The organism is Dethiosulfovibrio russensis (assembly GCF_021568855.1).
In the GTDB taxonomy this organism is placed as follows: Bacteria; Synergistota; Synergistia; order Synergistales; family Dethiosulfovibrionaceae; genus Dethiosulfovibrio; species Dethiosulfovibrio russensis.
In genome coordinates, this window is the sequence record NZ_JAKGUG010000005.1 from 242,041 (window position 1) to 265,767 (window position 23,727).

Consider the following 23,727-nt stretch of genomic DNA (forward strand, 5'->3'; position numbering starts at 1 on the left):
CTAAAAACGCTAGCCCTAGAACGTAAGTTTTTAGAGGTACCCATAGGCAATTTCAGGAGGGACGAAGATGGACGAAAAGGATTGGCTTATTGTAGAGGCGCTATGGAAGGAGAGGAACGTCACCCAGGCGGCGAAGAGACTGTATATGTCTCAACCCGCCGTGACCAGGAGGATACAGCATATGGAAAGCGAGTTCGGCTGTCGCATCCTGATCAGAAGAGGCAGGGGAGTGGATCTCACCCCTCAGGGAGAGAGGTTGGTGGACTACGCCAGAAAGTCACTGAAAGGTCTGAGAGACCTCAAGGACTCCTTGGACGGCGACGACTACCGAGTCAGAGGGACGCTTCGCATAGGATGCGCCAATATCTTCGCCAAATACAGACTCCCGGATCTGCTGAAGTCCTTCTGCGGCAAGTACCCCGACGTGGAGGTAAAGGTTCGAACCGGCCACAGCCAGAGGGTTTACGACATGCTGTTGTCCGACGAGGCTCAACTGATAATCGCCAGGGGAGATTTCAAGTGGCCGGAGCTCAGCCATCAGATGGACGACGACGGCCTCTATTACGTCGTAAGCTCCGAACCGCTGGACATTGACAGACTGCCGGAGATGCCGAGAATCCACAACCGCACCGACGGACCGCTGGAGACCGACATAAGAAACTGGTGGCAGAGTCGCTACTCCGTCCCTCCCACAGTTTCCATGGAGGTGGACACAGTCGATATATGCCTACAGATGGTCAGGAAAGGGCTGGGATATGCGATACTTTCCGGTCTATGCCTGGAGGAGGCGACGGAACTCCACGGAGAGATGCTGGTGTTCCCCGACGGAAATCCGCTCCGGAGAGACACCAGATTGTATTGCCGGGAGAACGCCGTAGGGCTCAAGGCCCTGGCGGCCTTCGTGGAATTCGTCAAAGGCGAGGTAGCGTTTAAACGCCCCCTCGCCCGGTAGGCTACTGTCTGTCCGAACAGTCTCTGTAGTAGTTCATAAGACATCCGGAGAGGATTATATCCCTGTCCTCCTTCTCCAAATCGACCAGTTTCAAAGTCACGGGCTCTCTGTCATGATCCCCTAGGAGAAACGCCTGAATCTCGGTAGCACCCTCTTTCACGGCCCTTCGGATTCCCGGCACGTAAAGCCAGTCTTCCGCACGGAATTTGCCCTGTTCCTCAGGCTCGACCACGTAGGGAACCATGCCCCAGTTTATGAGGTTGCTGCGATACCGTTTGGTGGCGAACTCCACCGCCACGTTGGCCTGACCTCCCAGCATCTTCTGGGACGAAGCCGCCTGTTCCCTGGCGGAACCGTCGCCGGGCTTCACGGCGAATACCGCCGACCCGATACCGATCCTTCCGACATCGACATGCTCTCCCACCAGAGATAGTATCTCGGCAAGATCATCGGACAGGGGAGTTCCGTCAGCGACAGACTTTTTGCGGCAATCCTCCAGGGCCTGAGCCACCTTGGCCCGGCCTACGAAACGGGGCTCCTTTCTGGATAGGGTGAACTCGGCCAGCTTCATCGGGTTGGAACGAAGCGACGACGTCTCGCCGGACGGTATCAACTCGTCGGTTGTCGTGACGGGATCTTCGATGACAGCTGCCATAAAAAGCAGCTGATCCTCGGGAAGAGGGGATATCTCCGGCCAGGGCTTTATGTTCGGCCCGTAGACCAATTCTTCCTCGGGATGGGGCCTGCCCACGCCGCGATATACTCTTTTGTCGTAGACCTCGCCGTCGAAACGGTAGGGAACGGGCTCGAGTCTGTCGGCAAACTCCGTTCCGGGGGTCAGAATTCCGCCGTTTGCCGCCGTGGCCGCTATGGAGCGAGAGTCCATGAGAGCCACCGCCGATATCTGTCCCTCTCCCGGCTTTGAGCCCTCACGGTTAGGGAAGTTTCTGGTCGTGTGACGGATGCTGAAACCTCTGTGACATGGCGTATCTCCCGCCCCGAAACAGGGTCCGCAGAAGGCTGTCTTCACTATGGCGCCGGCGGCCATGAGCTTTCCGATGGAACCGTTCGCCACCAGCTCCATGTTTACCGGCTGGCTGGCCGGATAGACGCTCAGTGAGAACTCACCGGCCCCGGTGTCGGCTCCGTCCAGTATCTGAGAGGCGGCGACTACGTTCTCGAAGGTTCCTCCGGAGCATCCAGCTATGATTCCCTGATCCACGGTGAAACGACCGTCCACAAGCTTATCCATGAGCCCCAGCCTCAGCGAGCTGTTCTCCATCACCCTGGCGGTCTCCGTCTCGACGGCCTCTATCATATCCACGGGGTTCTCGACGAACTCTCTTATGGTGACGGCGTTGCTCGGGTGATAAGGCAGGGCTATCATGGGCTCCACCTTGTCCAGATCCACCACCACTGCTCCGTCGTATAGGGCCACGTCGTCCGGATCGATCCTTTTATAGGCTTCGGGACGACCGTGTACGCCGTAAAACTCTTTTATGGCCTCGTCGGTACGCCATATGGAGCTCCAACAGGCTGTCTCGGTGGTCATGACGTCGATACCCAGCCGAAAATCGACGCTCAGAGAACCGACGCCGGGCCCGACGAACTCCATGGCCTTGTTCTTTACGAAACCGTTCTCGAAGACCGCTCCTATGATGGCAAGGGCGACGTCCTGAGGTCCGACGCCAGGACTGGGAGCGCCTTTCAAATATATGCACACCACGCCGGGCCGGGCCATGTCGTAGGTCCGACCTAAAAGCTGCTTGACAAGCTCCGGCCCGCCTTCGCCTACGGCCAGAGTCCCGAGGGCTCCGTAACGGGTGTGGCTGTCGGTCCCTAGGATCATGGCCCCACTCTCGGCCATCATCTCCCTCATGTACTGATGGATCACCGCCACGTGTGCGGGAACGTACTCGCCGCCGAATTTTCTGCAAGCGGAGAGGCCGAAAACATGGTCGTCCTCGTTGATGGTCCCCCCCACGGCGCACAGGCTATTGTGGCAGTTGGTAAGAACGTAGGGAACGGGAAACTCGGTAAGTCCGCAGGCTATGGCGGTCTGGACCACCCCCACGTAGGTAATGTCGTGAGAGGTCAGCTTGTCGAAGCGAAGCCGCAGACCGCCCTTTCCACCGCTAGTGTCGTGAGAATCGATGATACCGTAGGCCATGGTCCCGACTCCCGGCACGGTAGGCAGAGCTTTCGCATCGGGCATCAGCCCCGCCTTCGACATGAGACTCTCCACCTCTGCCTTCCCGACCTTTTCCGACCTCTCGCAAAGCACATCGCCGTTGAAAAGATATACCGGCCTATCCACCAGGGAAATCAAAATGCTCCAGCTCCTTCCGGGAATTATCTGTCTTTCTATTTGAGTATATCCCCTGCAAGCCATCACATCTAATGCCGTATTTTTATGCTGATCGATGCAAAGATATCATTGCAGGGGATGCCGATCCATAGTCCAGAGAAACGCCGTATTCCTTGAGCTTGAATTAAAAAATCCCCGACCATCTCTAACAGGAGATGATCGGGGACGTTTATAGATCGAGATGTCATTGCTTTCTACAGTATGGACAAAATCTTTCCTACGATAAGTCCGCCACCGGTTCCTACCACGTAGCCCATCATCGCCATGAGGACTCCGATCGGGACAAGTGCGTCGCTGTAGGCGGCAGCAAGGATCGGGGCGGAAGCCACCCCTCCGATGTTGGCCAGGCTCGCCACACCGCATGTAAACAGGTCGAGCTTGAAGAGCTTGGCTATTATGGAGAGACTCAAGGCGTGGATACCGAGTATGACGAATCCGGCGAGTATATACATGGGAGCCTCGGTGAGCTCGGCGAAGTTGGCTCTGGAGGCGATAAGCCCGACGATCATATAAAGCATGGTGTTCGCCATCTGAGAAGCACCGGGAAGACCGTACATGGGGGTCATGGCGCAGAGCACCCCTATCACCGTGGCCAGAAGAACCGTCCAGGTAGTACCGGACATGAAGGCCGATTTCGGAAGGAAACCGGAAGCCCACTGACAGGCGGCGGATACGGCCAAAGCGGCGCCGAGGAGGAAGATCATGTCGCTAAAGGTGGTCTCCTTGCGCAGACTTTCGTGATGCCTGGAGAGCTCGGCTCCCACCTGATCGATGGCGCTGGTGTCCGACTTTGTCCACTTGTTGAACTTCATAGCGTAGGGAACCATACCCAGAAGGACCATGACCCAGATCGAGTAGTCGATTGAGTCGATAAGAAGAGTATAGCCCATATCGGCATCGGCGATATTCAAGGCTCCCTGGATGGCCACCATGTTGCCGGTACCGCCCATCCAGCTTCCAGAGAGGGCGGCGAAGGCTCTCCAACCATCGGCGGGCAGGTTGCTCTTGAAAAGCAGATACATGACGACAAAACCGAAGGCGATGCTGGTGGAGGCGGCGAAAAATCCAAGCAGCATCTTCGGACCCAGCTTCATAATCTTCCTCAGGTCGCATCGAAGAAGCATGAGAAATATCATCGCAGGAAGAAGATTGCCCTTTACTCCTTTGTAGACTGCATTTACGCTGTCCGTCTTGCTCCACAGGCCGAAGGTGGAGAAAAGCATACACACGAAGTAGATAAGGACAACCGCAGGAACGTACTCGAAAAACTTCCCTTTCGAATGCCGCTCCGCCAAAACCACTAGCCCCGCGAAAAACAGGATAAAAGCGAGATAAGAAAAACCATTGGTGATCATAAAGTCCCCTCTCCTTCAGCATTAAATTCATCATATATTTTTTTGCCTATATCACGACAGAATTCAACCCCATGCTCGGGAGAACCAATCCCCTCCGTCAATACCACAACTATGACGGGATTTTCTCCCCGATGAAAAATCACGCCGCAGTCGTGCTCCGATCCTGGTAGCTCCCCTGTCTTGTGGGCCAAAATCCCCTCAAGATCGTCCACATCCGATACAGGGATATCGCCAGGTAGTTTAGACCTCAGCTTCTGACAGGACATCATGCTCAAGACCCTCTCCCTCGCAGAGAAATTACCGGTCAGGGAACCAATCAGTCTCTCCAGATCACGAGGAGATGTATAGTTATCCTTGCCCATTTTTTTTGCCTCGAAATCCATCATCTTACGGCCTAGAACTGTGTCTTCAAGCCCTAATGACGAGATATCCTCGTTGATCCTCTCCATGCCGATATGGTCTATAAGGAGGTTTGCGGCGGTATTGTCGCTCACCGCGATCATGAGCAGGGCCAGATCGTCGAGTCGAAGACGACCACCATGAGCCCAAAGGTGCAGAAGTCCTCCCTCCACAACCTGATCTTTAGGTATATCCACCTCATCCTGGAGGGACCAAAGCCCAGCATCGTCGCCCTTAAACAGGGACCACAACACCGCTAGTTTTATAAGGCTAGCGGATGGAAACTGACGAAAGTCGTTATGGCTCCACCTGAAATCGGACCCAGTGGCGGAGACCACCACCCCAGCGGTGGCCCCAATCCCCTCGAAAGACGAGACCAATGAAGCCAAATCATCCGAGATAGCCAACTACATCACCGTTATCATGGCTCTTATAATGACGTATATGGTGGTGCAGAGGACTATCAACCACCCGTTACACAGCACCGACTTGAGATCACTGGATCTTGCCAACCCCATCTGCCCCTGCATGTCCCCCTCTGGAATGGCGAAAGAGGTCATCTGAGACCCTATAAGGAGGACGGCGACCCAGAGGGTCATAGGGATGTTCAAACTCTGCACCAGAGGTAGGAACATTTTATTCAGCACCTCTGCCTGGGCTACGGCTGCTCCTGGAACCCCAAAGATACCAACCATGGTTGAGAAAGCGACGAAGCCCACCGTCCCACCATCCTGAACCATGGGCTCAAGAAGAGCAGCGAGGGCCTGGAAAGCACCGGTCTCCTGGATGAAGTTGATAAAAGGATCGAGAAGCACGAAGAAGAAGAAAAGCCATATGAAGTTCTTGGCACCATCGCATATAGAGTCAATGATTTCCACCGGCCCAAGCTTTGCAGCTATACCGGTCAAAGCGGCTGTAACGAGCATTATTGCGACGACAAAGGTCGATCCACCCTCTATCACAATACCGTAACCGACCATGGAGAACATGGTAACCAGAAAAACCAGGGTAGCCCTACGAACGGAGGCGTCGGGCTTCCAGTTAGCACTCTCTTTAGCGATATCCTCCTCAGAATAGCGATTCTTACCTGCCGAGATTTTTTGAACCCTCCTGGCCCAAAAAAAGGTAACAAACCACATTATTATCGAGACAGGTAGGCCTGCGTTCAATAGAACCTGAGGATAGGACAGCCCAGTGAACTCCATCAAGGCCACCATGGGAGGAGTGAAAGGTCCCAAAAAGAGCCCTGATGCACCGGCCCCGTGGAGGAGCACCGCCATAGCATTCGGTGTAACTCCGACCGCCGCCGCAATCGGGATAAGGATAGGCGCGAGTATGGCGTTACCGCCCGCCATAGTACCAAGAAAGCTCACTATGATAACGGAACAGGACATGACCACCAGGAAAGCCCTGTTTTGAGAGTTGATGTTCCATCTCTCAGTCACCATAAAGACCAGATGTCTGACTACCCCCGTTCTTTTCAAGACCTGCCCTAAGCCAGCCCCAAGGAGTATGATCATGCCTATATAGCCTAAAAACGAACCCAATCCGCCTCTCAGCGCCGCAGCGATGTCCATAATACCGTGATGACCTATAACTGCAGCCACCAGCATCCCCGCGATGACGGCAAATATTTGGCCAAATCTGGTAAAACAAAGAACGATGTAGACTGCCAGCGGTATAAGACCTAAAAGACTCCCCTGCTCCATAAAAAAAACCCCCTAATAATGAGATAAGAATAAAATCAATGCCACTTTATTTCGTCGAAGGACATCACCCCCAGACCGGGAGCTTCGGAGACCCCGATATCCGGTCCTTTGAAGTCCGCTCCGCCCACTATGGGGTCGGAGGCGCAGAGCAACGGACCGTCTATGTCTATTCTCGTTATCGCCCCATAAGCCGCCGCCAGATGCACCGCAGCGGAGGCGCATATTTTTCCCTCAAGCATACTTCCCAGCATGACCTGAGCCCCGAATATCTCCGACACCGCAACTATCCGTCTCGCCTCGGCTAGGCCGCCGCACTTCATAAGCTTTATGTTGACCATGTCTGCCGCCTTGCGACGGAAGATCTCCAGGGCATCCGAGGCGCTCCATATGCTCTCGTCGGCCACGACGGGGATGGACGTACGGGCCGTGACGTAGGCCATCCCGTCCAGGTCTTTGCCCTTAACTGGCTGTTCCACCAGTTCCAGGTCGAAACCAGCTTTCTCCATCCGATCGAGAATATCCACTGCCTCGGTCGGGGTCCATCCCTGGTTGGCGTCTATCCTTATTTCAACGTCCTGTCCGATTGCCTCTCTTATTGCCTTGAGACGATCGAAGTCCTTGGAAGACTCCTTGCCGACCTTTATCTTGATCACCCTGTAACCGCTCTCCACGGCGTTCAAGGCATCCTGAGCCATCTCGTCCGGCTCGTTTACGCTCACCGTGACGTCGGTCTCCACCGATTTCCGGCTCCCTCCGAAAAGCCTGTAGAGAGGGGCACCGATCGACTGGGCCCACAGATCGTGAAGGGCTATGTCGAGGGCGGCCTTGGCGCTGGTGTTGCCTACCATACAACCCTGAAGAACCTCTAAGTTTCCCTCCAGATCTTCTCCGTCGCGCCCTAGCAAAGTCGGCCTTATATGGTCGTCGATGGCTCCGAGAATGGCTCCCGTCGTGTCACCCGTTATGGCTCCCGTCGGTGGGGCCTCGCCGTAACCGATCGTCCCCGAATCGGTCTCTACCGCTACTATGACGTCTCTTACGGCATCCACCGATCTTACCGCCGTCTTGAAAGGTTTCTTCAGGGGAACCGATATGGTCCCTGTTTTAATTCCGGTTATCCTCACCTGATCATCTCCTCCGATCTCGTTTAAAACAAAAAGCGGACACGGACCTCGCTAGAGGTCTATGTCCGCTGGATTTCACCTTCCTCGCTGACCGGGAACACCGATCAGGCCGACAGGCAAAGCAGCTATTTAGTTGTCTCTCTCTTTACATGAAGGCGGCGACGAACTTCTTCACCGCATCCTTGTAGGCTACGGCAATGGCCTTCTGAGATGACCCCAGATATCTTGTCCTCACCGCCTCGAGAAGCCCCTCGTCCACGGCCGCCAGAGATCTGCCTAGGAACAGGTCTCTCAAAAACCTGTTGGTCAAGGACAGGGTGAAGGAGGCTTCCATGTCGAGTATCTCTCCCGTATCGGGGTCGGCGATGAAGGTTATGAAGAAATGAGAGTAAGTATGGGTGATCGGGTTATCGCTGGCACTTCTAGCGTTGCCTATCACGCATACCGGACAATCGCCAGACAGATCGCTCACCTCCACTTATCTTACTATTATAACTCTTTTCGTCGATTACCTCAAGTCTGTCTGACAGATTAGACCGTCTTTTTTCTCAGTTCCCTGTTTCTCATCCAATGCTGGAGGAAGAGAAAAGCGAAAAAGGCGAGACTCATCAGACGAACCGTCTTAAGAGGGTTGACCAAAGCTATACCGTTGGCGGCAAAAAGCACCCTCTCCCACAGGGGCATATGGGCCCTCAACATCCCTATGAGCCCGGCGGACAGAGAGAAAACCCCCACCACGGCACAGAGGATGGTCGGAAGAAACTTGGCCCATGTGAAGTCGACGAAGAGCAGCACCGGGTTGTAGACGAACAGGAAGGGCAGAAGCAACCCGGACATCGCCAGTCCGAAACCGACCACCGCCACCTTCGTCGGAGCTGCCTTGGCCAGTCCAGCGGCTGTATAGCTGGTGAGAGCGACAGGAGGAACCACCGCCGACATCGTCCCGTAGTAGAAGGCGAAGAAATGGGCCGCCAGAGCGGGAACCCCCATCTGCTGCAGGGCCGGGGCCGCGATGGTGGCGGTTATGATGTAACAGGCCGAAGCGGGAAGCCCCATGCCCAGAACTATGGATGCCAGCATACACAGTATCAAGGCCGCCCAGAGCTTGCCTCCGGCGAACATTATTATGTTCATCGCTATGACCTGCCCTACGCCGGTCATGCCGACGGCTCCAACTATGAAACCTACTATCCCGCAGGCTATTCCGACAGGAGCGGCGCTTCTGGCCCCTCCGTCCAGCGCCCCGATAAAATCCTTGACACCCATTCGGGTGGATTTACGGCAGGACGAGAGGACGATTATAGCGATCAACCCCAGAAAAGCGGAGAACAGCGGGGTATAGCCGGCGACAAGGAAATAGACTATCAGTACGAGAGGTATGGTCATGTGCCCCTTGTCCAACATGGTCGTCTTCATGGAGGGGATTTCCTCCTTGGGCAATCCCTCCAGGCCATTGCTCTTGGCCCTGAGGTCGACCATGGTCAAGATCGCACCGTAGTACAGCAAGGCGGGGAATACGCCTGCCAACATTATCTTGACATAGGGAATCCCCAGGAAAGTGCTCATTATGAAAGCGGAGGCTCCCATGATCGGAGGCATCAGAATTCCTCCGGTACTGGCGGCGGCCTCCACCGCTCCGGCGAAGAAAGGCTTATATCCTACCTTCTTCATGAGAGGTATGGTGAAGGCTCCCGTAGTGGCCACGTTCGCCTGGGAACTGCCGGAGATACTGCCCATCAAAGCTGACGCTATCACCGCGACCTTGGCAGGACCGCCTCTGTAGCGTCCCGCCAGGGCCAGGGCGAAGTCGTTGAAGAACTCGCTGGTCTTGGTGGCCGCCAGGAAGGACCCGAACAGTATGAACATGAACACGTAGGACGACGAGACCATTAGGGTGACGCCATATATCCCCTGGTCGGTGAGGGCCATACGGGTTATTATCCTGCTCCAGTCGAAACCTCTATGGGCGAAAAGACCTGGAAAATACGGACCGAATTTGGTGTAGACCAGGAAGAAAACGCACAGCAGGGTCAAGGGCAAGCCAACCGCCCGACGAGATGCCTCGACCAGAAGACACATGGTCATGACCGAAATTATGAGGTCCAGCTGGGTAACCTCCAGCTTGGTCGCCAAAAGACGGTCATAACACATGACCACGTAAAGACCGCCCAGCAAAGCGAGCCCGGTAAACAGCCAGTCAAGGGCGGTAGGTTGATCTCGTCTGGACCTGGCTGTTCCGGGGAAATAGAGGAACACCAATGCCATCATAGTGGCAAGGTGGATGGCGTTCATCTTTATGGTTATCATCAGACCTACGCTGTTCATCCAGCAATGTATAAGAGACGTGAAAACCGCCAGTGCGACGGCGAAGGTTCTGACATGACCGGAGAAATCCCTGTTAGGGATATGCTCCCCAGGCTTGAAGACACTCAGAATATTCAACTAAACCACTCCCTCCAAAATCCAAAAATGCGGTGCTGGCATGAGCCGGCACCGCACGGTGTTGTCTACGTGGGACCTATTTCGCCTCGGGCGGAAGAAGGGATCCGGGAATCTCGAAGCCCTGTTCCTTGAAGAACTTGACGGCACCGGGGTGAAGAGGAGCGCCGTAGAGTCCAGCCATGGGGTGGTCGTAGTCGACCTTGGTGAAGGCGGCGTGAGCCTGCTTCATAGCTTCGCGGTCGTTGTAGATGACCTTGAGGGTCTCGTAGACGATCTCGTCGCTGACCTTTTCGCTGACGATAAGGGCAGACTTGACTCCGACCAGGTTGAGAGGCTTGGTCTGCTTGGGATACACGTCGGCAGGGATTACCACCCTGGCATAATAGGGGGCCTCCAGCTGAAGCTCGTCAAGCTCGTCGTCGGAGAACTCCAGCATCCCCACTGGAACCCGTCCGGCGTAGAGCTCGGACACGGCGGAAACGGGGTATCCCGTCTCGGCGTTGAAGGCGTCGAGTCTGCCGTTCTGAAGAGCCTGAGCGGCCTCGCTGTAGCCGATGTACTCGGGCTGTATGTCCTCGAAGGTCAATCCGGCCACGGCTCTCAAAACCAGCTTGCTGGTGAACTCGGTCCCGGAGGCGGGAGGTCCTACCGCCATTCTCTTGCCCTTGAGGTCTCCCCAGGTCTCGATTCCCGCTTCTTTACGGACAACGATCTGGGTGACGTCGGGCCAAAGCCCCATAACGTAACGAAGGGACGGGATCTGATTTCCCTCGTAGGTGCCGACACCCTTGTAGGCGAAGCCGGTGAGGTTGGACATAGCTATGGCCATCTCAGCCTCATCGTTCTTGAGCATCTTGAGGTTCTCGATCGTACCGCCGGAACTCTGAGCCGAAGCCTTGACTCCCTTGGACATCATCTCTTTGTTCATGCTGTTAGCTATTATGGTCCCTACCGGATAGTATGTACCGCCGGTGGAACCGGTGACGATCGTCACGAACTCGACGGCCTGAGCCGTTCCAGCCACGGCGGCAGACAGTGCAAATACCGCTAGCAACGCTGCAATGAATCCCTTTCTCATCATGAAACCCCTCCTTGAAGTTTATATCGTAGGGTGAAACACCCTTTTTATATAATACATTCCCGTCGTATGGGATGTCAAACATTATAAAGAATACCTTGGTCTTCAGAAAAAAAAGAAGGTGGGCCCTTGGGGCCCACCTTCACGATGGTCTGTCTTTCGGGATAGGAACCGATTACTCCGTCTTGTCCCCGGAGGAGACCACGTCGGAGGAAACTGCTTCGGCCTTCATATCTTTAAGCTCGGAACGAGCCTGGGCAACCTCTTTCTCCATTACCACGAGCTTCTGTTCAAGGGCCTTCTGTCTCTCCTCGTGAGCCTTGATGCTGCTCACAGCCTCGACCAGTTCGGCCTGCTTGGCCTCTACCGCCTGTTTAAGGGCCTCGATCTCGTCGCTGGCCTTTACGGAGAGCTCGTCGGCGTTCTTGAGCTTTCCTGCGAAAGCGTCGATCTTGGCCTTGGAGTCGGCGATGAGCTTATCCTTCTCGGCTACAGCCTTCTCGAGCTGCTCCTTCATCTTGGAGGAAGCGCCCTTCATCTCCTCAAGGGCCTTTCTGGCACCTTCCAGAAGACCGGACTTCTCGGAAAGTTCCTTGGCCTTGATAACAGCTTCGTTCTTTACCTTGGTCAGCTCTTCCTTGACAGAGGAAAGAGCTCCTTCCTTTTCCTCAAGGGACTTCTGAAGCCCTGCGACCTTGGCCTCCAGATCCTTGACCTGCTGCTCTTTCTCGGCCAAAGAGGCGCGGAAACGATCGAGCTCGGCGGTCTTCTCGGTGAGGACCTTCTTGGTCTTCTCGATCTCTTCCCTCAAGGAACCCTGGGTCTTGGAGATCTCTAGTTTCAGGTCCGAGGCCTCCTTCTGGGTTACCGCAAGGTCGGCCTTCGTCTGAGACAGGTCGAGAGACTGATCCTTGTATTTTCTCTCCACCTCGGCGAGCTTGGCCTCCATATCGAGCAACTCTTTTCTAGCCATCCTGAGATCGGAGGTAAGGGCGGCGTTGTCCTTTTCCTTCTTCATCAGGTCGGCACGGGCCTTCTCGAGGGAATCCCTGGTAATGGCCAGGGTATCCCTGGTGATGGAAAGGCTGTCCTGGGTTAGCTGAAGAGTGCTCTTGACAGGTCCGACCGGCTCGGAGTCTCCCTGAGAGACCGCCGCTCTAACGACGGGGATCCTGGGCAGAGCCACAGAACCGCCCTCGGTCAGGAGAGCCTCGTAAACCCTGAGATCCCTGGCGTACCTGCGAATCTCGCTCTTCTTGTCCGAGATGGACTTACGCAGATATTCCTCGTGTCTAGCCAGGAGGAAACGGTCATCGCTGACCTTGCCCTCCAGTTGGGCCATGTCCTTCTCGAAGCCGGAGACGACTCCTTGGATTCCCTCGATAGCCGATCCGGCTCCCTTGAGAGCCTCGTCCATGGCGGCGATTTTATCGGCCATGGAAGACTTCATGGCGTCCAGGTCCTTTCTGAGGGCCTCTATCTCGGCGGACTGCTTGGAGATATCGCCGGAGACCGAGCCTATGCGGCTGTCCATCAACGTCCAAACCACGTTAAAAAGAATCAAAAGGACAAGACCTACTACAGCGTATTTTTTCCAGTGTTTTTTGAAATCAGGCATACCATTCTCTCCAGTTCCATCGTCCTTGGAGTTGCCGGAGCAACATCCCTTTCCCTCGTCGTCGTCACCGCCGTTCAGCCATTTGAGGCCACTGAACCAGTTAGTGATGGAGGCAAACGGAGACTCCTCCCCCTCGGAGACCTTTTCGCCACTATCCTGCGAGGTGGAGACGTTATCCTGCTCCTCCCAAACGGACTCCTGAAAAGAGTCACTGGACATGCCCTTCGGGGCTTTCTTTTCCTGTGCCCCTTCCTGCTGAGTTCCCTTCTTCCCGTCAAGACCGTCGTTTTTGTCCTTTTTCAACGAGAACTCTCCTCCTTCCGTCCTCTGTTACAGATGATTGTCTAAAGCGTCTCGTACAGCTTACCACTATACGCTTTATTTTACCATTTCGAACCTGACTTCTCCGATCCCGAGAAAAATTTTTCCAAAAACGGCGAGAGGTGGTGGTATTATCGGGACTTAGGGAGGTGTCTAGATATGGTGTCTATGAGAAAAACGATCCGAAAAAAAGCCCTCAGAGGATGCATCCCGGTGGTCGTTGTATTGACGATCATAACCGTCTTTATGTTTTTCAAGCTGACGGAACACCTGGTCGATGAGAGGGAAAAAATCATCTCCCAATCGATCTCGGGTTACTCCGATCTGGCCTACCAGACCTACGCCTTTATCGAAACCCATTGGGGAATGCACCTGTCGGCATTGATCCGTTCCGTCTCGAACGAACTTGACCTTAGAGATTACGACGATCGAAGACTTAGAGACGTCCTAAGAGAAAAGATCTCGGAAGACCAATATCTATTCCCCTACAGAGCCGACATAAGGGCCTGGATACTGCACGAAGAAAGCATCGTGGCCTCTACCGAAAAGGACGACTCGCCACCTCGGATATCGTCTCGATTCTCGTCAAGGCTACATCTTCTTGATAAAGACGAGATCCTGATGGACCCGCTACACTTAACGATAGTTACCGCCATGGGGAACGATATATACCTGCTGATAGAGACGGCGGAAGCGGCCATAGGAGGGGTCTCGGACCTGAAGACCATAGTCCGGGGACTCGCCCTTTTGCCTTCGGTGGAGGAGGTCCATCTGATCGACCCAGACGACCCTTCCGTGATACAAGGAACAGGAACCAAAGCGACGTGGGGTCAGAAGGCAGTGGTTCAAAGGCTTTTGGTGGACGACAGGGGAGGCTCCGAAAAATCCGTAAGCCCAAACCTGGTGCTATCAATCCTTCTGAATTTCAGACCGATATTCGCACTGGTCGGGCTAATGGCCCTTTCGATGATAGCCTCTATGGTTCTCATCGCATGGGCGGCTTTTGCCGCGGTAGGAAGGGCCTCGGACTGTATGTCGCGAGCCATCGGAGCCATGACGAGAAGAATAGACAAATTCACAGTCACGAATACACAGGAACAGACGGAACCGGTGAACACCGAGATAGAGGAAATCGAAAGGTTGTCTAACAGCTTCGATCATATGTCTCGGGAGCTAACCAAGTCCATAAGCGACCAGAATTATACGAGGGAGAAGATAGACGAACTATACTCCTCCCAGATGGCTCTAAGCGAGACGCTGGACAGGATAATTTCCCTCGGAACGGAGCTGACCGAAAGCGCTTTGAAGGACGATGAGTCCTTCCTGTCCCACCTTTTCAGAAGCGCTATGTCGTTGGTACCGGAAGCGAACGCCGGCTGCATATCGGTGCTAGAAAAAGACCGCTGGAGGTTCGTCGACGCGGTAGGGCACGATCTGGAAGGTCTCAACAGACTGAAACTGCAAAGCCGCTATATGTCGACGGAAGAGAGACCTATCGTGAAGGACCACCCCTCGGACAGATTTATCGGGGTTCCCGAGGAAATAGCAGACGAGATCAGGCGGTTGACCCTACCGGCGGTAAGCTCCTGCCGCTATACCATCCGTTCCGATGGAAAGGTCGTGGGACACCTGGCCTTGGACATCTGCGGAAATACCGATGCGAAGTTTCCCGAGTCGACCGTTCAGACCCTCGAGTCTCTTGGACAGATAGCCGGCATGTTCTTCTCCATGAGAAGGGTGTACAAGGCAAACCAGGACCTACTGGAGCAGGTCATCATGGTATTGGCCGAATTTCTGGACGACTACGACTCCTGCACGAGGGACCACTCGAAATCCGTGGCAAACCTGTGCAGAAAGACCGCCGAGGTCATGGGCCTTTCCAAGGAGGAGAGCACCAGGCTTTACTGGGCCGGTCTACTCCACGACATCGGCAAACTCACTATACCCAGAGAGATAATAATGAAGCCGGGACCTCTCACGGAGGAGGAATACGAGATAGTGAAGACACACTCCGAGGCGGGAGCCGCCGCCGTGACAAAATCGAAGACTCTCTCCGACATGGCGGAACCCATAAGATATCACCACGAGAGATGGGACGGCAAGGGATACCCCGAGGGATTGAGAGGGGCGAACATCCCCCTCTTGGCAAGGATAATCTCGGTCTGCGACGTGTACGACTCGATAACCGACGACAGACCCTACAGAAAAAGGCTCACCCCCGAGGAGGCAAGCCTTGAGATGAAGAGGAGTGCCGGAACCCAGCTGGATCCGGGCCTCGTCGCCACCTTTCTAGAAAAGGTGGCTCCCTATCTGGACGACCAGGATACGCCCCATCCTCTGGGATAGAGGCCGGGCAACTCCACCGGCAGACGTCCGGAAGGACGGATCTCCCCTAAAAGTATAGCGGCCAGAGCCTTCAACGTAGGTGGGGTATCTCCGTAACAGGCCAGGGCCGTCTCTGCCTCGGGCAACACCGTGAGGTCGTAGGGAGTCTTCATCGAAAGGGAAACGCAGTCGGGCCTCTCCTCGAGGATCTTCCTCAAAAACGACACGGAGGGCTCATCCCTTACGAGATCGTAACAGCCCATCAAAACCGGGCCCTTTATCTCGTCCACATTAACATCCGGAACGGCCCTACCTCCGAAGAGCTCTATACTGCCGGACACACCCAGGTCGGACAGCCGTCTCAGAAGGATCTCCGCCGCAACGGCCTTCTTCTCCGGCCATATCAACGTGACATGGTCTCCCTTCCTCAGAGGAGGGGGACCATCCGACCTGATAAGTGTCACGCTCCTGGAGGCTATCTCCTCCGCCAGGGCGGAGCCGTCCACCCAATCGGGACGATCCTCCCCGGAGGATAGCCCCATATCGTATTTCCAGCGCAGGATCCTCTCCACCGCATCGTCCAATCTGCCCTTATCCAGCTCGCCGGAATCGACCGCCTCTACGATCCTGTCTCGAACCTCCCTATGCCCTTCGGGAGGGAAGGCGGGGTCCGCCCCCAGAAGGACGAAATCCACACCGGCCCTCAGAGCCATCACCACAGCATCGGGAACTCCCCATTCGTTGGAGATAGCCCTCATTCCCATGGAATCGGACAGCACCACTCCCTCAAAGCCCAACTCTTCTCGAAGAAGCGACATCGCCTCGGGAGACAGTGTCGCCGGAAGCTCTCCGGTCAGGGAAGGAACCACTATATGGGCGGTCATGACGGCGGGAACTCCGGCCTCGACGGCACTTCGAAACGGCGGAAACTCTAGAGCCCTCATCGATTCGAGCGAACGATCCAGCACCGGAAGCCCCAAATGGGAGTCGATATCGACGTCTCCGTGCCCGGGGAAATGTTTCGCACTGCATCCCATTCGGGCCCTCGAGAAACCCTTTATTATAGAGGCTCCCATTGATGAGACCACGGCGACATCGTCGCCGAAGGAACGCACCCCTATTATGGGGTTAGAGGAATTGCTGTTTACATCCACGACGGGAGCGTAGTCCAGGTCGATCCCCAGGCTCTTGAGCTGCCGCCCCATGATAAAACCCTGTCTTTCCGCCAGATCGGGATCGCCGGTGGCCCCGAGAGCCATGTTCCCCGGGAAGTCCGCACCGTGTCCCCTTATCCTGGCGACCGTCCCTCCTTCCTGATCCACCGCGACCATTAAGGGAAGGTCCAAGCGGACCGTCTCCCTGATACAGGACAGGAGAGACCTGACCTGCGAAAGAGATTCGACGTTTTTCCCGTACAGAATGAGACCTCCGGGCTTAATCTCCTCCAATCGGGATCTGGTCTCCCCGTCGAGGGAGGTTCCCGAAAAGGAAAGGGCCAGAACCTGCCCCGCCTTCTCCTCCAGGGTCATGGCAAAGACAGGAGAGGACGCCAGCAAGGCCAAGCCCCCCAACGCCGCGGCGATTCGCCGAAACGTCATCGTCACAGGTCGTTCCTCTCGAACAGAAAACACAGACCTGCCGCCACAGCCGCAAGCCCGATTATCCATATCCACGGGCCGGTACCGGTGAATCCCGGCATCGTTACCTTGCCTATGTTCCCCCAGGAAAAAAGGGACAGCTTGGTGAAAGGATAGAGCTCGGCGAAAAGAACCGCTCCGAAGACCATGCCTATCATACCGACCAACGCGTCGACTTTCCCCTCGCCGAGAGCACCTACCGCCGTGCCGGGACAGTAACCAAGAAAAGCCCAGCCTATGCCGAACACTACCCCGCCGACTAGGTTTGTCCCCAGTACGGTTGATTTTATCGACAGGGACACCAGCCCCATGCCGAGAAGAGCGTATATACAGACGGACCCCACCACTATGGCGGACAGCATGAACTTGACGATGGTCATGTCCTCCAGCAGGAGAGCCCCCAGCTGCCGGTCGTACCTGAGCACCTCCGACCGCTGCATCAGGACACCGAAGACCGCTCCGGTCACCAGCGCCATTATCGACACGAACATGCGTCTCAGCTCCTTCCGTATATTATCCGAGCCATGGCGACACCGCCTACGAAGAACGCCGCCAACGATACGAAACCGCTCATGGAGAGCTGCATCACCCCGCTGAGGCCGTGCCCCGAGGGGCAGCCGCCTGCCATTCTGGCCCCGAAAGCCACCAGGATCCCTCCGAGAAAAGCGGTACAGAGCCGGGGCCATGTTCTGGCCCCGAAACGCTCTCTCCAAAGCTCGGGAACGGCATCTACGAAGAAGGTTCCGTTGACCGTGGAGGAAAGCAGAGACCCTATGAAGATCCCCACGAGAAAAAGCAACTGCCAGTCCACCGCGAAGGGATATCTGACGAAATAATCCAAAGACGCGCCGTGCTCGGGGGAAATCATATTTACCAAAGCTGCCCCGGCCCTGGCGAAGGTCGTGGAAGCCCCGAAGAATTTTCCCGTCGCCACCACGGACAAGGCCACCAGACCTCCGGTGATAGCTCCGGCCAGATAGGGGTTAAGGGGACGCTGTCCCTTCTCGAATGAATACACAAAAAGACCTCCTTCCGTTATAACCGTCGTTTTTTAGACGTTGATCTATGACGACCTCATGGACCCACCGAACTCCTCGTTTGAAAAAGCGCCGTAGATCCTCTCGAAAAAGCCATCGTTCTCCCTGAAGATATCCAGTACCTCCGGATCGAAATGCCCGGGCATGACCCTGCCGTCTCCCTCCAATATTATCCTCCGGGCCTTCTCGTGGGAAAAGGGAGGCTTGTAGCATCTCTCCCCTCTGAGCGCATCGTAAACATCGCAAAGGGCCACTATCCTCCCCTCTATGGGGATATCCGTTCCGACCAACCCACGGGGATATCCGGTTCCGTCCCATCTCTCGTGATGACAGAGACAGATGTTTCTAGCCATATCGAGCCACGAGGAATCTCCTATCACCTCCGCACCGAAGATCGTGTGTTTTTTTATCTCCTCGAACTCCGAATCCGATAAAGATCCAGGCTTTACCAGTATCTCCTTGGGGACCCTCAGCTTGCCTATGTCGTGAAGCTGGGCGTATATCCTTATATCCTCCACGAACCCCTCCGAAAATCCCAGCTGTCTGGCAAAGAAGGCGGCGAACTCCCCAACCCTGGCTATGTGCTCCCCGGTTTCCTCGTGATATATCTCCGTGAAGGCCTGCATCCTGAGGGCAAAGTAGTGAAAGGACGATCTGACCTCTATGAGCAGCTCGTTGGCGTGGAGAAGCCCTCCCAGGGTAAGGCCGAACCTCCTAAGCACCTCCACCACCTTCTCGTTCCCGTAGCTCGATATTCCCTCCATGACGACGTAACCCTGGACCCTTCCCATGAAGGATACCGGCATGGAGAGGCGCCCCTCCTCGAAGAAAGGATCCTCTCTGAGGTATGCCAAATCGGTAGAAAGCAACGGCGAACGGCGCTCTCCCGATTCCCCCCATATGTAGGGGGACGATCTATTGAAGGCGACAAAAGCCACGTAACCGCAGCGGAAGGTTCTACGCAGATTGGAGGCTATCGACTCGGCAACCCCTTGAAGGGTCTTACCGTCCGAGGCCCCCTCGGCAAGGCTCATTATGTTCTCCAGCTGGGCCATGACGAGCTCCAGCTCGTCGTTGGTCTGTTTAAGGCTTTCCTCCATGGCGGTAGTCTCCTCCAGAAGGGCCATAAGGGACTCTTCCTTGTCGCCGATGGTCCTTATGAGCCGCTGAAAGGCGTCTCCCAGACGAGCCTCCTCCTCGAAATGATGGTCCAGAGCACCCATCTGTCCCTCGAAATCCACCAGATACTCGGCAAGGGTGAAGGAGGATTGGCAGGATCCGATCCTGTCGGAGGCACCGGCCAGGAAGTCGACCCACCTCCCGAAGGATCGGCTGATCCTATCGTGTCCTATCCAAAAGACAAGAAACATCGCCGAACCTCCCAAAAAAATCAGGGCAGCTACGACGACGGCCTGGGAAAGGGCGCTCTCTATAAGGACCTTTTGTGGGTAGAAGGCGACCAGGAAAAGGCCTCCCACCAACCGCCTGGAGAAGGCGTTCACCTTCCCCATGGATAGGACGACCTCCTGATATCTGTCCCTCAACAAGACCTTAGGGAGCACCATGCCGACGGAGGCGAATTCGGTTTTTCCCCAGTTATGGATGACCCTGCCGTCGGCACCGGCCAGGGCCATTACGCTTCTGCCTTTGGATCTCAACCTCACGGAATCCAGCAATATAGACGTGTTTACGTCGCACAGAAGCCACCCGTCCGGAAGGGGCACGGACAACATGAACCCAGGGGAATCCATGTCCCCGAAAAGGACAGACGGAACCCACTCGCCCGAAAGGAGCTTAGGGGACACGGACATGCCGCCCTGAACGTAGGGAAGATTGCTCCAGCGGACCGTGCCGTTCCTGTCGCAGAACATAAGCCCTCGGAGCTCCGGAGAGGACATCATGAAATTCTCCACTCCCTTGGTCATGCCGGAGACTCCCCAGTAGCGCATAGTGTTCCTGTAGGAGGACAGCTTATCCTCCAGAAACTGGGAGAGATAATTGAACCGGCTCATTATAGAATCCTCGTAGATCTCCCGGGAGGAATTCAACTGAAACCAAAAGGCGATCGCTCCGCCGAACAGGGCGAGTCCCACCATTATGGCGCCTAGCAGGCGACCGTAGCTTCTTAACGACCTCAAGGCAGTATCACCTCTTCCACCGAGCCGTCCTTGAAGCGATAGACCCTGATCTCGGTCTCCACGTCGCCGTAACGATTAAGCTCGAATGTCCACCCTGGGCCTTTCACCGATCTGGGCCGAGCGAGCATAGAGCGAAGCTCTTCTCCTCTCACCCTCGGGTTTTCGTCAAAAACGGAGGAAAGATAAGTCATGGCGGCTACGGTATAGCGGGAAAAAATCCCCATGTCCACCTCTCTTTCATCCAACAGGAATCGAAGGAAATCGTCCTCCGGTATCGAGGTCGGATCGTAGACCGACGAAAAGTAGAAGTCCGCCCCAGCAATGTCGAAAAAGTACTGAAAATCGGAGACCTGGCTCCATCGGGAGAGGAATATGGGTACCGGAGGATAGTGAAGCAATACATCCTGCAATATCCAGTAACTTCTGGAGGGCTCGGCTATTATGACGACCCCGTCCCCGGACAAAGAATCTCCAGCCATATCGGGATAGACGACCACACCGGAGGGAGTCGTATCGGAAAGCCTCTCCAGATCTTCCACGAGACTGTTCACGTAGGCATCGTTGTAGGGAGACCTATAGACGATAGGCCCCTCTAGGTTCAAGAAGGACATCAACCTGGCCAGGGCTTTCCCTTCCTTATCGGTATCCGTTACCACACGAAAAAACCAGTCGTCCCTGCCGGACATGGCCGAAGATGAGGCCGCTGGAGAGACAACTGGAATATCGAACCTCTCCGCCGCCTCGGCAGCAGCGGCCGCCTCCGACGATAGGGGGAATCCCACCACCACGGCGACGCCTCTTCCGGATAGTTCCTTAACCGCCTCTGCTACGTCGTCTCCGAAGGTAGCTACCTCTACCTGAAGACGATAGGAGTCGCCTCTTGAGGAGTTATGCCAGAGAACGTAGCTTTTGATAACCGATAGCATCGCTCCTTCCGGGGCGGAAAAAGCGACCTTCTCGTTGACCGCCACGCCTATAATCACCACAGGGGTCGACAGCGTATAGAACAAAATACCGAATATCGCCACAAAACCGGCGATCGATATCCAAAGGCCCTTTTTCACGATACACCTCCTCCCCGACAGGAATAGGTCGGAATAGGCAATTTCACGGGAGCCCGTGAAAACGACATAGCATATAATGGCGAGGAAAAACAGACTCTACATAAGGAGGATACCACATTGAAAGCATCTATCGCCATGGCTCTGGCATCGACGGCGGCCATACTTATGACCTCCCCTCTATGGGCAGAGGGACGACCGCCCAGAATTCCGATGGAGGACTTCTTCAAGCTTCCCACCAAGACCGCCTACCGCCTCTCTCCCGACGGAAAGAGTTACTCGTTTCTCCAGCCCTGGAAGGACAGACTCAACATACACGTCGCCCCGGTCGGAGGCGAGGCAAAACGGATAACGTCCTCCACGGAGAGGGACATCCGGGCCTACACCTGGGTAAACGACGACACCCTGGTCTACCTTCAGGACAAGGGAGGCGACGAAAACTACCACGTCTACTCACTGTCGACGGACGGATCGGACGTTAGAGACCTGACCCCCTTCCACGGAGTCAGGGCGGGCCTTCTGGACGACCTGGATGACGACGACACCCACGTCCTGATAGAGATGAACCGCCGGGACCCCAGGTTCTTCGACGTCTACAAGGTAAACGTCCTATCCGGCGAGATGGAGATGGTCGCGGAAAACCCCGGCACGGTAGGAGGGTGGATGACGGACCACAGTGGAAGGATCCGCATAGCCTACGCCATGGAGGGACTGAAGCGGACCATTCTCTACAGGGACGACGAAGGACAACCCTTCCGCCCCATATTCTCCACCGACTTCACCGACTCGGTGATCCCGGCGGGCTTCACCGGAGACGACGAAAAACTCTACGTCATGTCCAACCTGGACAGGGACACAACCGCCCTATACCTGTTCGACCCGAAAAGCGGAAACTTCGAGGACATGCTCTACGAGAGAGACGACGTGGACCTCTCGGGAATAATCTGGTCCAGAGCCAAAAAGAAACTACTGGGAGTTTCCTACTACACCGACAAAAGGCAGCGCCACTTCTTCGACGAAGAGACGGAGAGACTTTTCGACAGACTGAAGAAGCGCTTTCCCGACTACTCGGTGGGAATCTCCAGCATGAGCAAAGACGAGAGGAAGATGATAATAGCCGTGGCAAGCGACAGGATGCCAGGAAGGCTCTACTACCATGACCTGGACAACCCGGAAAAGTTCGAACTTGTGGCGGACCTGTACCCATGGATAGACGAAAAGCAGATGGCTCCGATGAAACCGATCAGCTACGAGACCGAGGACGGCCTCACCATACAGGGCTACCTCACCCTGCCGGTAGATCTGCCGGAGAAGGGACTTCCCGTGGTGGTCAACCCCCACGGCGGACCGGAGGTCCGAGACACCTGGGGATATAACCCGGAGGTGCAGTTTCTGGCTAATCGAGGGGTGTCGGTACTCCAGGTAAACTACCGGATATCCACCGGATACGGCAAGAAGTTCTGGATGGCGGGCTTCAAACAGTGGGGAAGAAAGCAGCAGGACGACATAACAACCGGGGTAAAATGGCTCGTAGATCGAGGGATCGCCGACCCAAACAGGATCGCCATATACGGGGCCTCCTACGGAGGATACGCCACCCTTATGGGGCTGATACGGAACCCCGACCTGTACCGCTGCGGCATAGATTACGTCGGAGTCGCAAATCTATTCACCCTTCTGGAATCCATACCTCCCTACTGGGAACTCGCCAGACAAAAGATGTACGAGACCATAGGGCATCCGGAAAAGGACGCAGAGCTGTTCAGGGAGATATCCCCGGTCTTCCACGCCGACGAGATAAAGGCCCCCCTCTTCATAGCACAGGGAGCCAACGACCCCAGGGTGAAAAAGGCCGAATCGGACCAAATGGTGGAGGCGATGAAGAAGAGGGGCATCACGGTACAGTACATGGTGAAGGACGACGAGGGACACGGCTTTCACAACCAGGAAAACCGCTTCGACTTCTATCGGGCCATGGAGAAATTCCTGACGGAACACCTCGAACTGGAGTAAAAAGACCGACAAGATAGAACCTCTAAAACCCATACGCGCGCCTCCTCGGCGAGGAGTCCGACGGGGCCCGTTCGAACCCGTATTTTCGACCTGCCGTCGTGTAGAATGGATGGGGCGACAGGACGTCGCCCCAAGCCGAGGGGGAACAGG

The 23,727-nt window shown here is 55.5% G+C and carries 17 protein-coding genes; 3 read left to right on the top strand and 14 right to left on the bottom strand.

Annotated elements, in window-relative coordinates; genetic code table 11:
• The first annotated feature begins 67 nt into the window (after positions 1–67).
• Complete coding sequence (locus tag L2W48_RS07780; RefSeq protein ID WP_236099289.1) at positions 68–952, top strand: LysR family transcriptional regulator; 885 nt, start codon at positions 68–70, stop codon at positions 950–952.
• Position 953: 1 nt separating this feature from the next.
• On the opposite strand, the gene L2W48_RS07785 is transcribed toward L2W48_RS07780, so the two are convergent.
• From L2W48_RS07785 to L2W48_RS07825, 9 genes are all read right to left on the bottom strand, one after another.
• Positions 954–3,281: a hydratase gene (locus L2W48_RS07785; RefSeq protein WP_236099288.1), complete on the bottom strand. Its 2,328-nt coding sequence runs from the start codon at positions 3,279–3,281 to the stop codon at positions 954–956.
• 233 nt (positions 3,282–3,514) lie between these two features.
• Entirely contained in the window at positions 3,515–4,675 is a 1,161-nt protein-coding gene (locus L2W48_RS07790; RefSeq protein ID WP_236099287.1) for a DUF819 family protein, read from the bottom strand.
• Positions 4,672–5,463, bottom strand: coding sequence for a serine hydrolase (locus L2W48_RS07795; RefSeq protein WP_236116526.1), 792 nt, complete (start codon positions 5,461–5,463; stop codon positions 4,672–4,674). The genes L2W48_RS07790 and L2W48_RS07795 overlap by 4 nt, the downstream gene beginning before the upstream one ends.
• Before the next feature lie 18 nt (positions 5,464–5,481).
• Positions 5,482–6,783: a GntT/GntP/DsdX family permease gene (locus tag L2W48_RS07800; protein ID WP_236099285.1), complete on the bottom strand. Its 1,302-nt coding sequence runs from the start codon at positions 6,781–6,783 to the stop codon at positions 5,482–5,484.
• 35 nt (positions 6,784–6,818) lie between these two features.
• Positions 6,819–7,907 carry a dipeptide epimerase gene (locus L2W48_RS07805; protein ID WP_236099284.1) on the bottom strand — a complete coding sequence of 363 codons (1,089 nt, stop codon included), beginning with the start codon at positions 7,905–7,907 and terminating at the stop codon, positions 6,819–6,821.
• 145 nt (positions 7,908–8,052) lie between these two features.
• Positions 8,053–8,379, bottom strand: a complete 327-nt coding sequence (locus L2W48_RS07810; protein ID WP_236099283.1) for a DUF3870 domain-containing protein — start codon at positions 8,377–8,379, stop codon at positions 8,053–8,055.
• A gap of 59 nt (positions 8,380–8,438) precedes the next feature.
• Complete coding sequence (locus L2W48_RS07815) at positions 8,439–10,349, bottom strand: TRAP transporter permease (RefSeq protein WP_236099282.1); 1,911 nt, start codon at positions 10,347–10,349, stop codon at positions 8,439–8,441.
• A gap of 76 nt (positions 10,350–10,425) precedes the next feature.
• The gene (locus L2W48_RS07820) at positions 10,426–11,430 is read right to left on the bottom strand and encodes a TAXI family TRAP transporter solute-binding subunit (RefSeq protein WP_236099281.1); all 1,005 of its coding nucleotides are present in this window, start codon (positions 11,428–11,430) and stop codon (positions 10,426–10,428) included.
• A gap of 172 nt (positions 11,431–11,602) precedes the next feature.
• A complete protein-coding gene (locus L2W48_RS07825; RefSeq protein WP_236099280.1) occupies positions 11,603–13,348 on the bottom strand; it encodes a coiled-coil domain-containing protein in 1,746 nt (581 codons plus the stop codon).
• Between the two features lie 186 nt (positions 13,349–13,534).
• On the opposite strand from L2W48_RS07825, the gene L2W48_RS07830 reads away from it, so the two are divergent.
• Positions 13,535–15,712 (top strand): HD-GYP domain-containing protein, encoded by a 2,178-nt coding sequence (locus L2W48_RS07830; protein ID WP_236116528.1) that lies wholly within the window; start codon positions 13,535–13,537, stop codon positions 15,710–15,712.
• On the opposite strand, the gene nagZ is transcribed toward L2W48_RS07830, so the two are convergent.
• Genes nagZ through L2W48_RS07855 form a run of 5 tightly spaced genes read right to left on the bottom strand, consistent with a single transcriptional unit; the run spans position 15,673 to position 21,567 of the window.
• Entirely contained in the window at positions 15,673–17,289 is a 1,617-nt protein-coding gene (gene nagZ, locus L2W48_RS07835) for a beta-N-acetylhexosaminidase (protein WP_236099389.1), read from the bottom strand. The genes L2W48_RS07830 and nagZ overlap by 40 nt on opposite strands.
• Before the next feature lie 2 nt (positions 17,290–17,291).
• On the bottom strand, positions 17,292–17,819 hold the full coding sequence (locus tag L2W48_RS07840; RefSeq protein ID WP_236099278.1) for a DUF6691 family protein: 528 nt from the start codon (positions 17,817–17,819) through the stop codon (positions 17,292–17,294).
• A 5-nt stretch (positions 17,820–17,824) separates the two neighbouring features.
• Positions 17,825–18,346: a YeeE/YedE thiosulfate transporter family protein gene (locus tag L2W48_RS07845; protein WP_236099277.1), complete on the bottom strand. Its 522-nt coding sequence runs from the start codon at positions 18,344–18,346 to the stop codon at positions 17,825–17,827.
• 45 nt (positions 18,347–18,391) lie between these two features.
• On the bottom strand, positions 18,392–20,503 hold the full coding sequence (locus tag L2W48_RS07850; RefSeq protein WP_236099276.1) for an HD domain-containing phosphohydrolase: 2,112 nt from the start codon (positions 20,501–20,503) through the stop codon (positions 18,392–18,394).
• Complete coding sequence (locus tag L2W48_RS07855; RefSeq protein ID WP_236099275.1) at positions 20,500–21,567, bottom strand: type 1 periplasmic-binding domain-containing protein; 1,068 nt, start codon at positions 21,565–21,567, stop codon at positions 20,500–20,502. Before L2W48_RS07855 ends, L2W48_RS07850 begins: the two co-directional genes overlap by 4 nt.
• A gap of 117 nt (positions 21,568–21,684) precedes the next feature.
• Here L2W48_RS07855 and L2W48_RS07860 point away from each other — a divergent pair, with 117 nt between their 5' ends.
• The gene (locus L2W48_RS07860) at positions 21,685–23,577 is read left to right on the top strand and encodes a S9 family peptidase (protein WP_236099274.1); all 1,893 of its coding nucleotides are present in this window, start codon (positions 21,685–21,687) and stop codon (positions 23,575–23,577) included.
• The last annotated feature ends 150 nt before the right edge of the window (positions 23,578–23,727 follow it).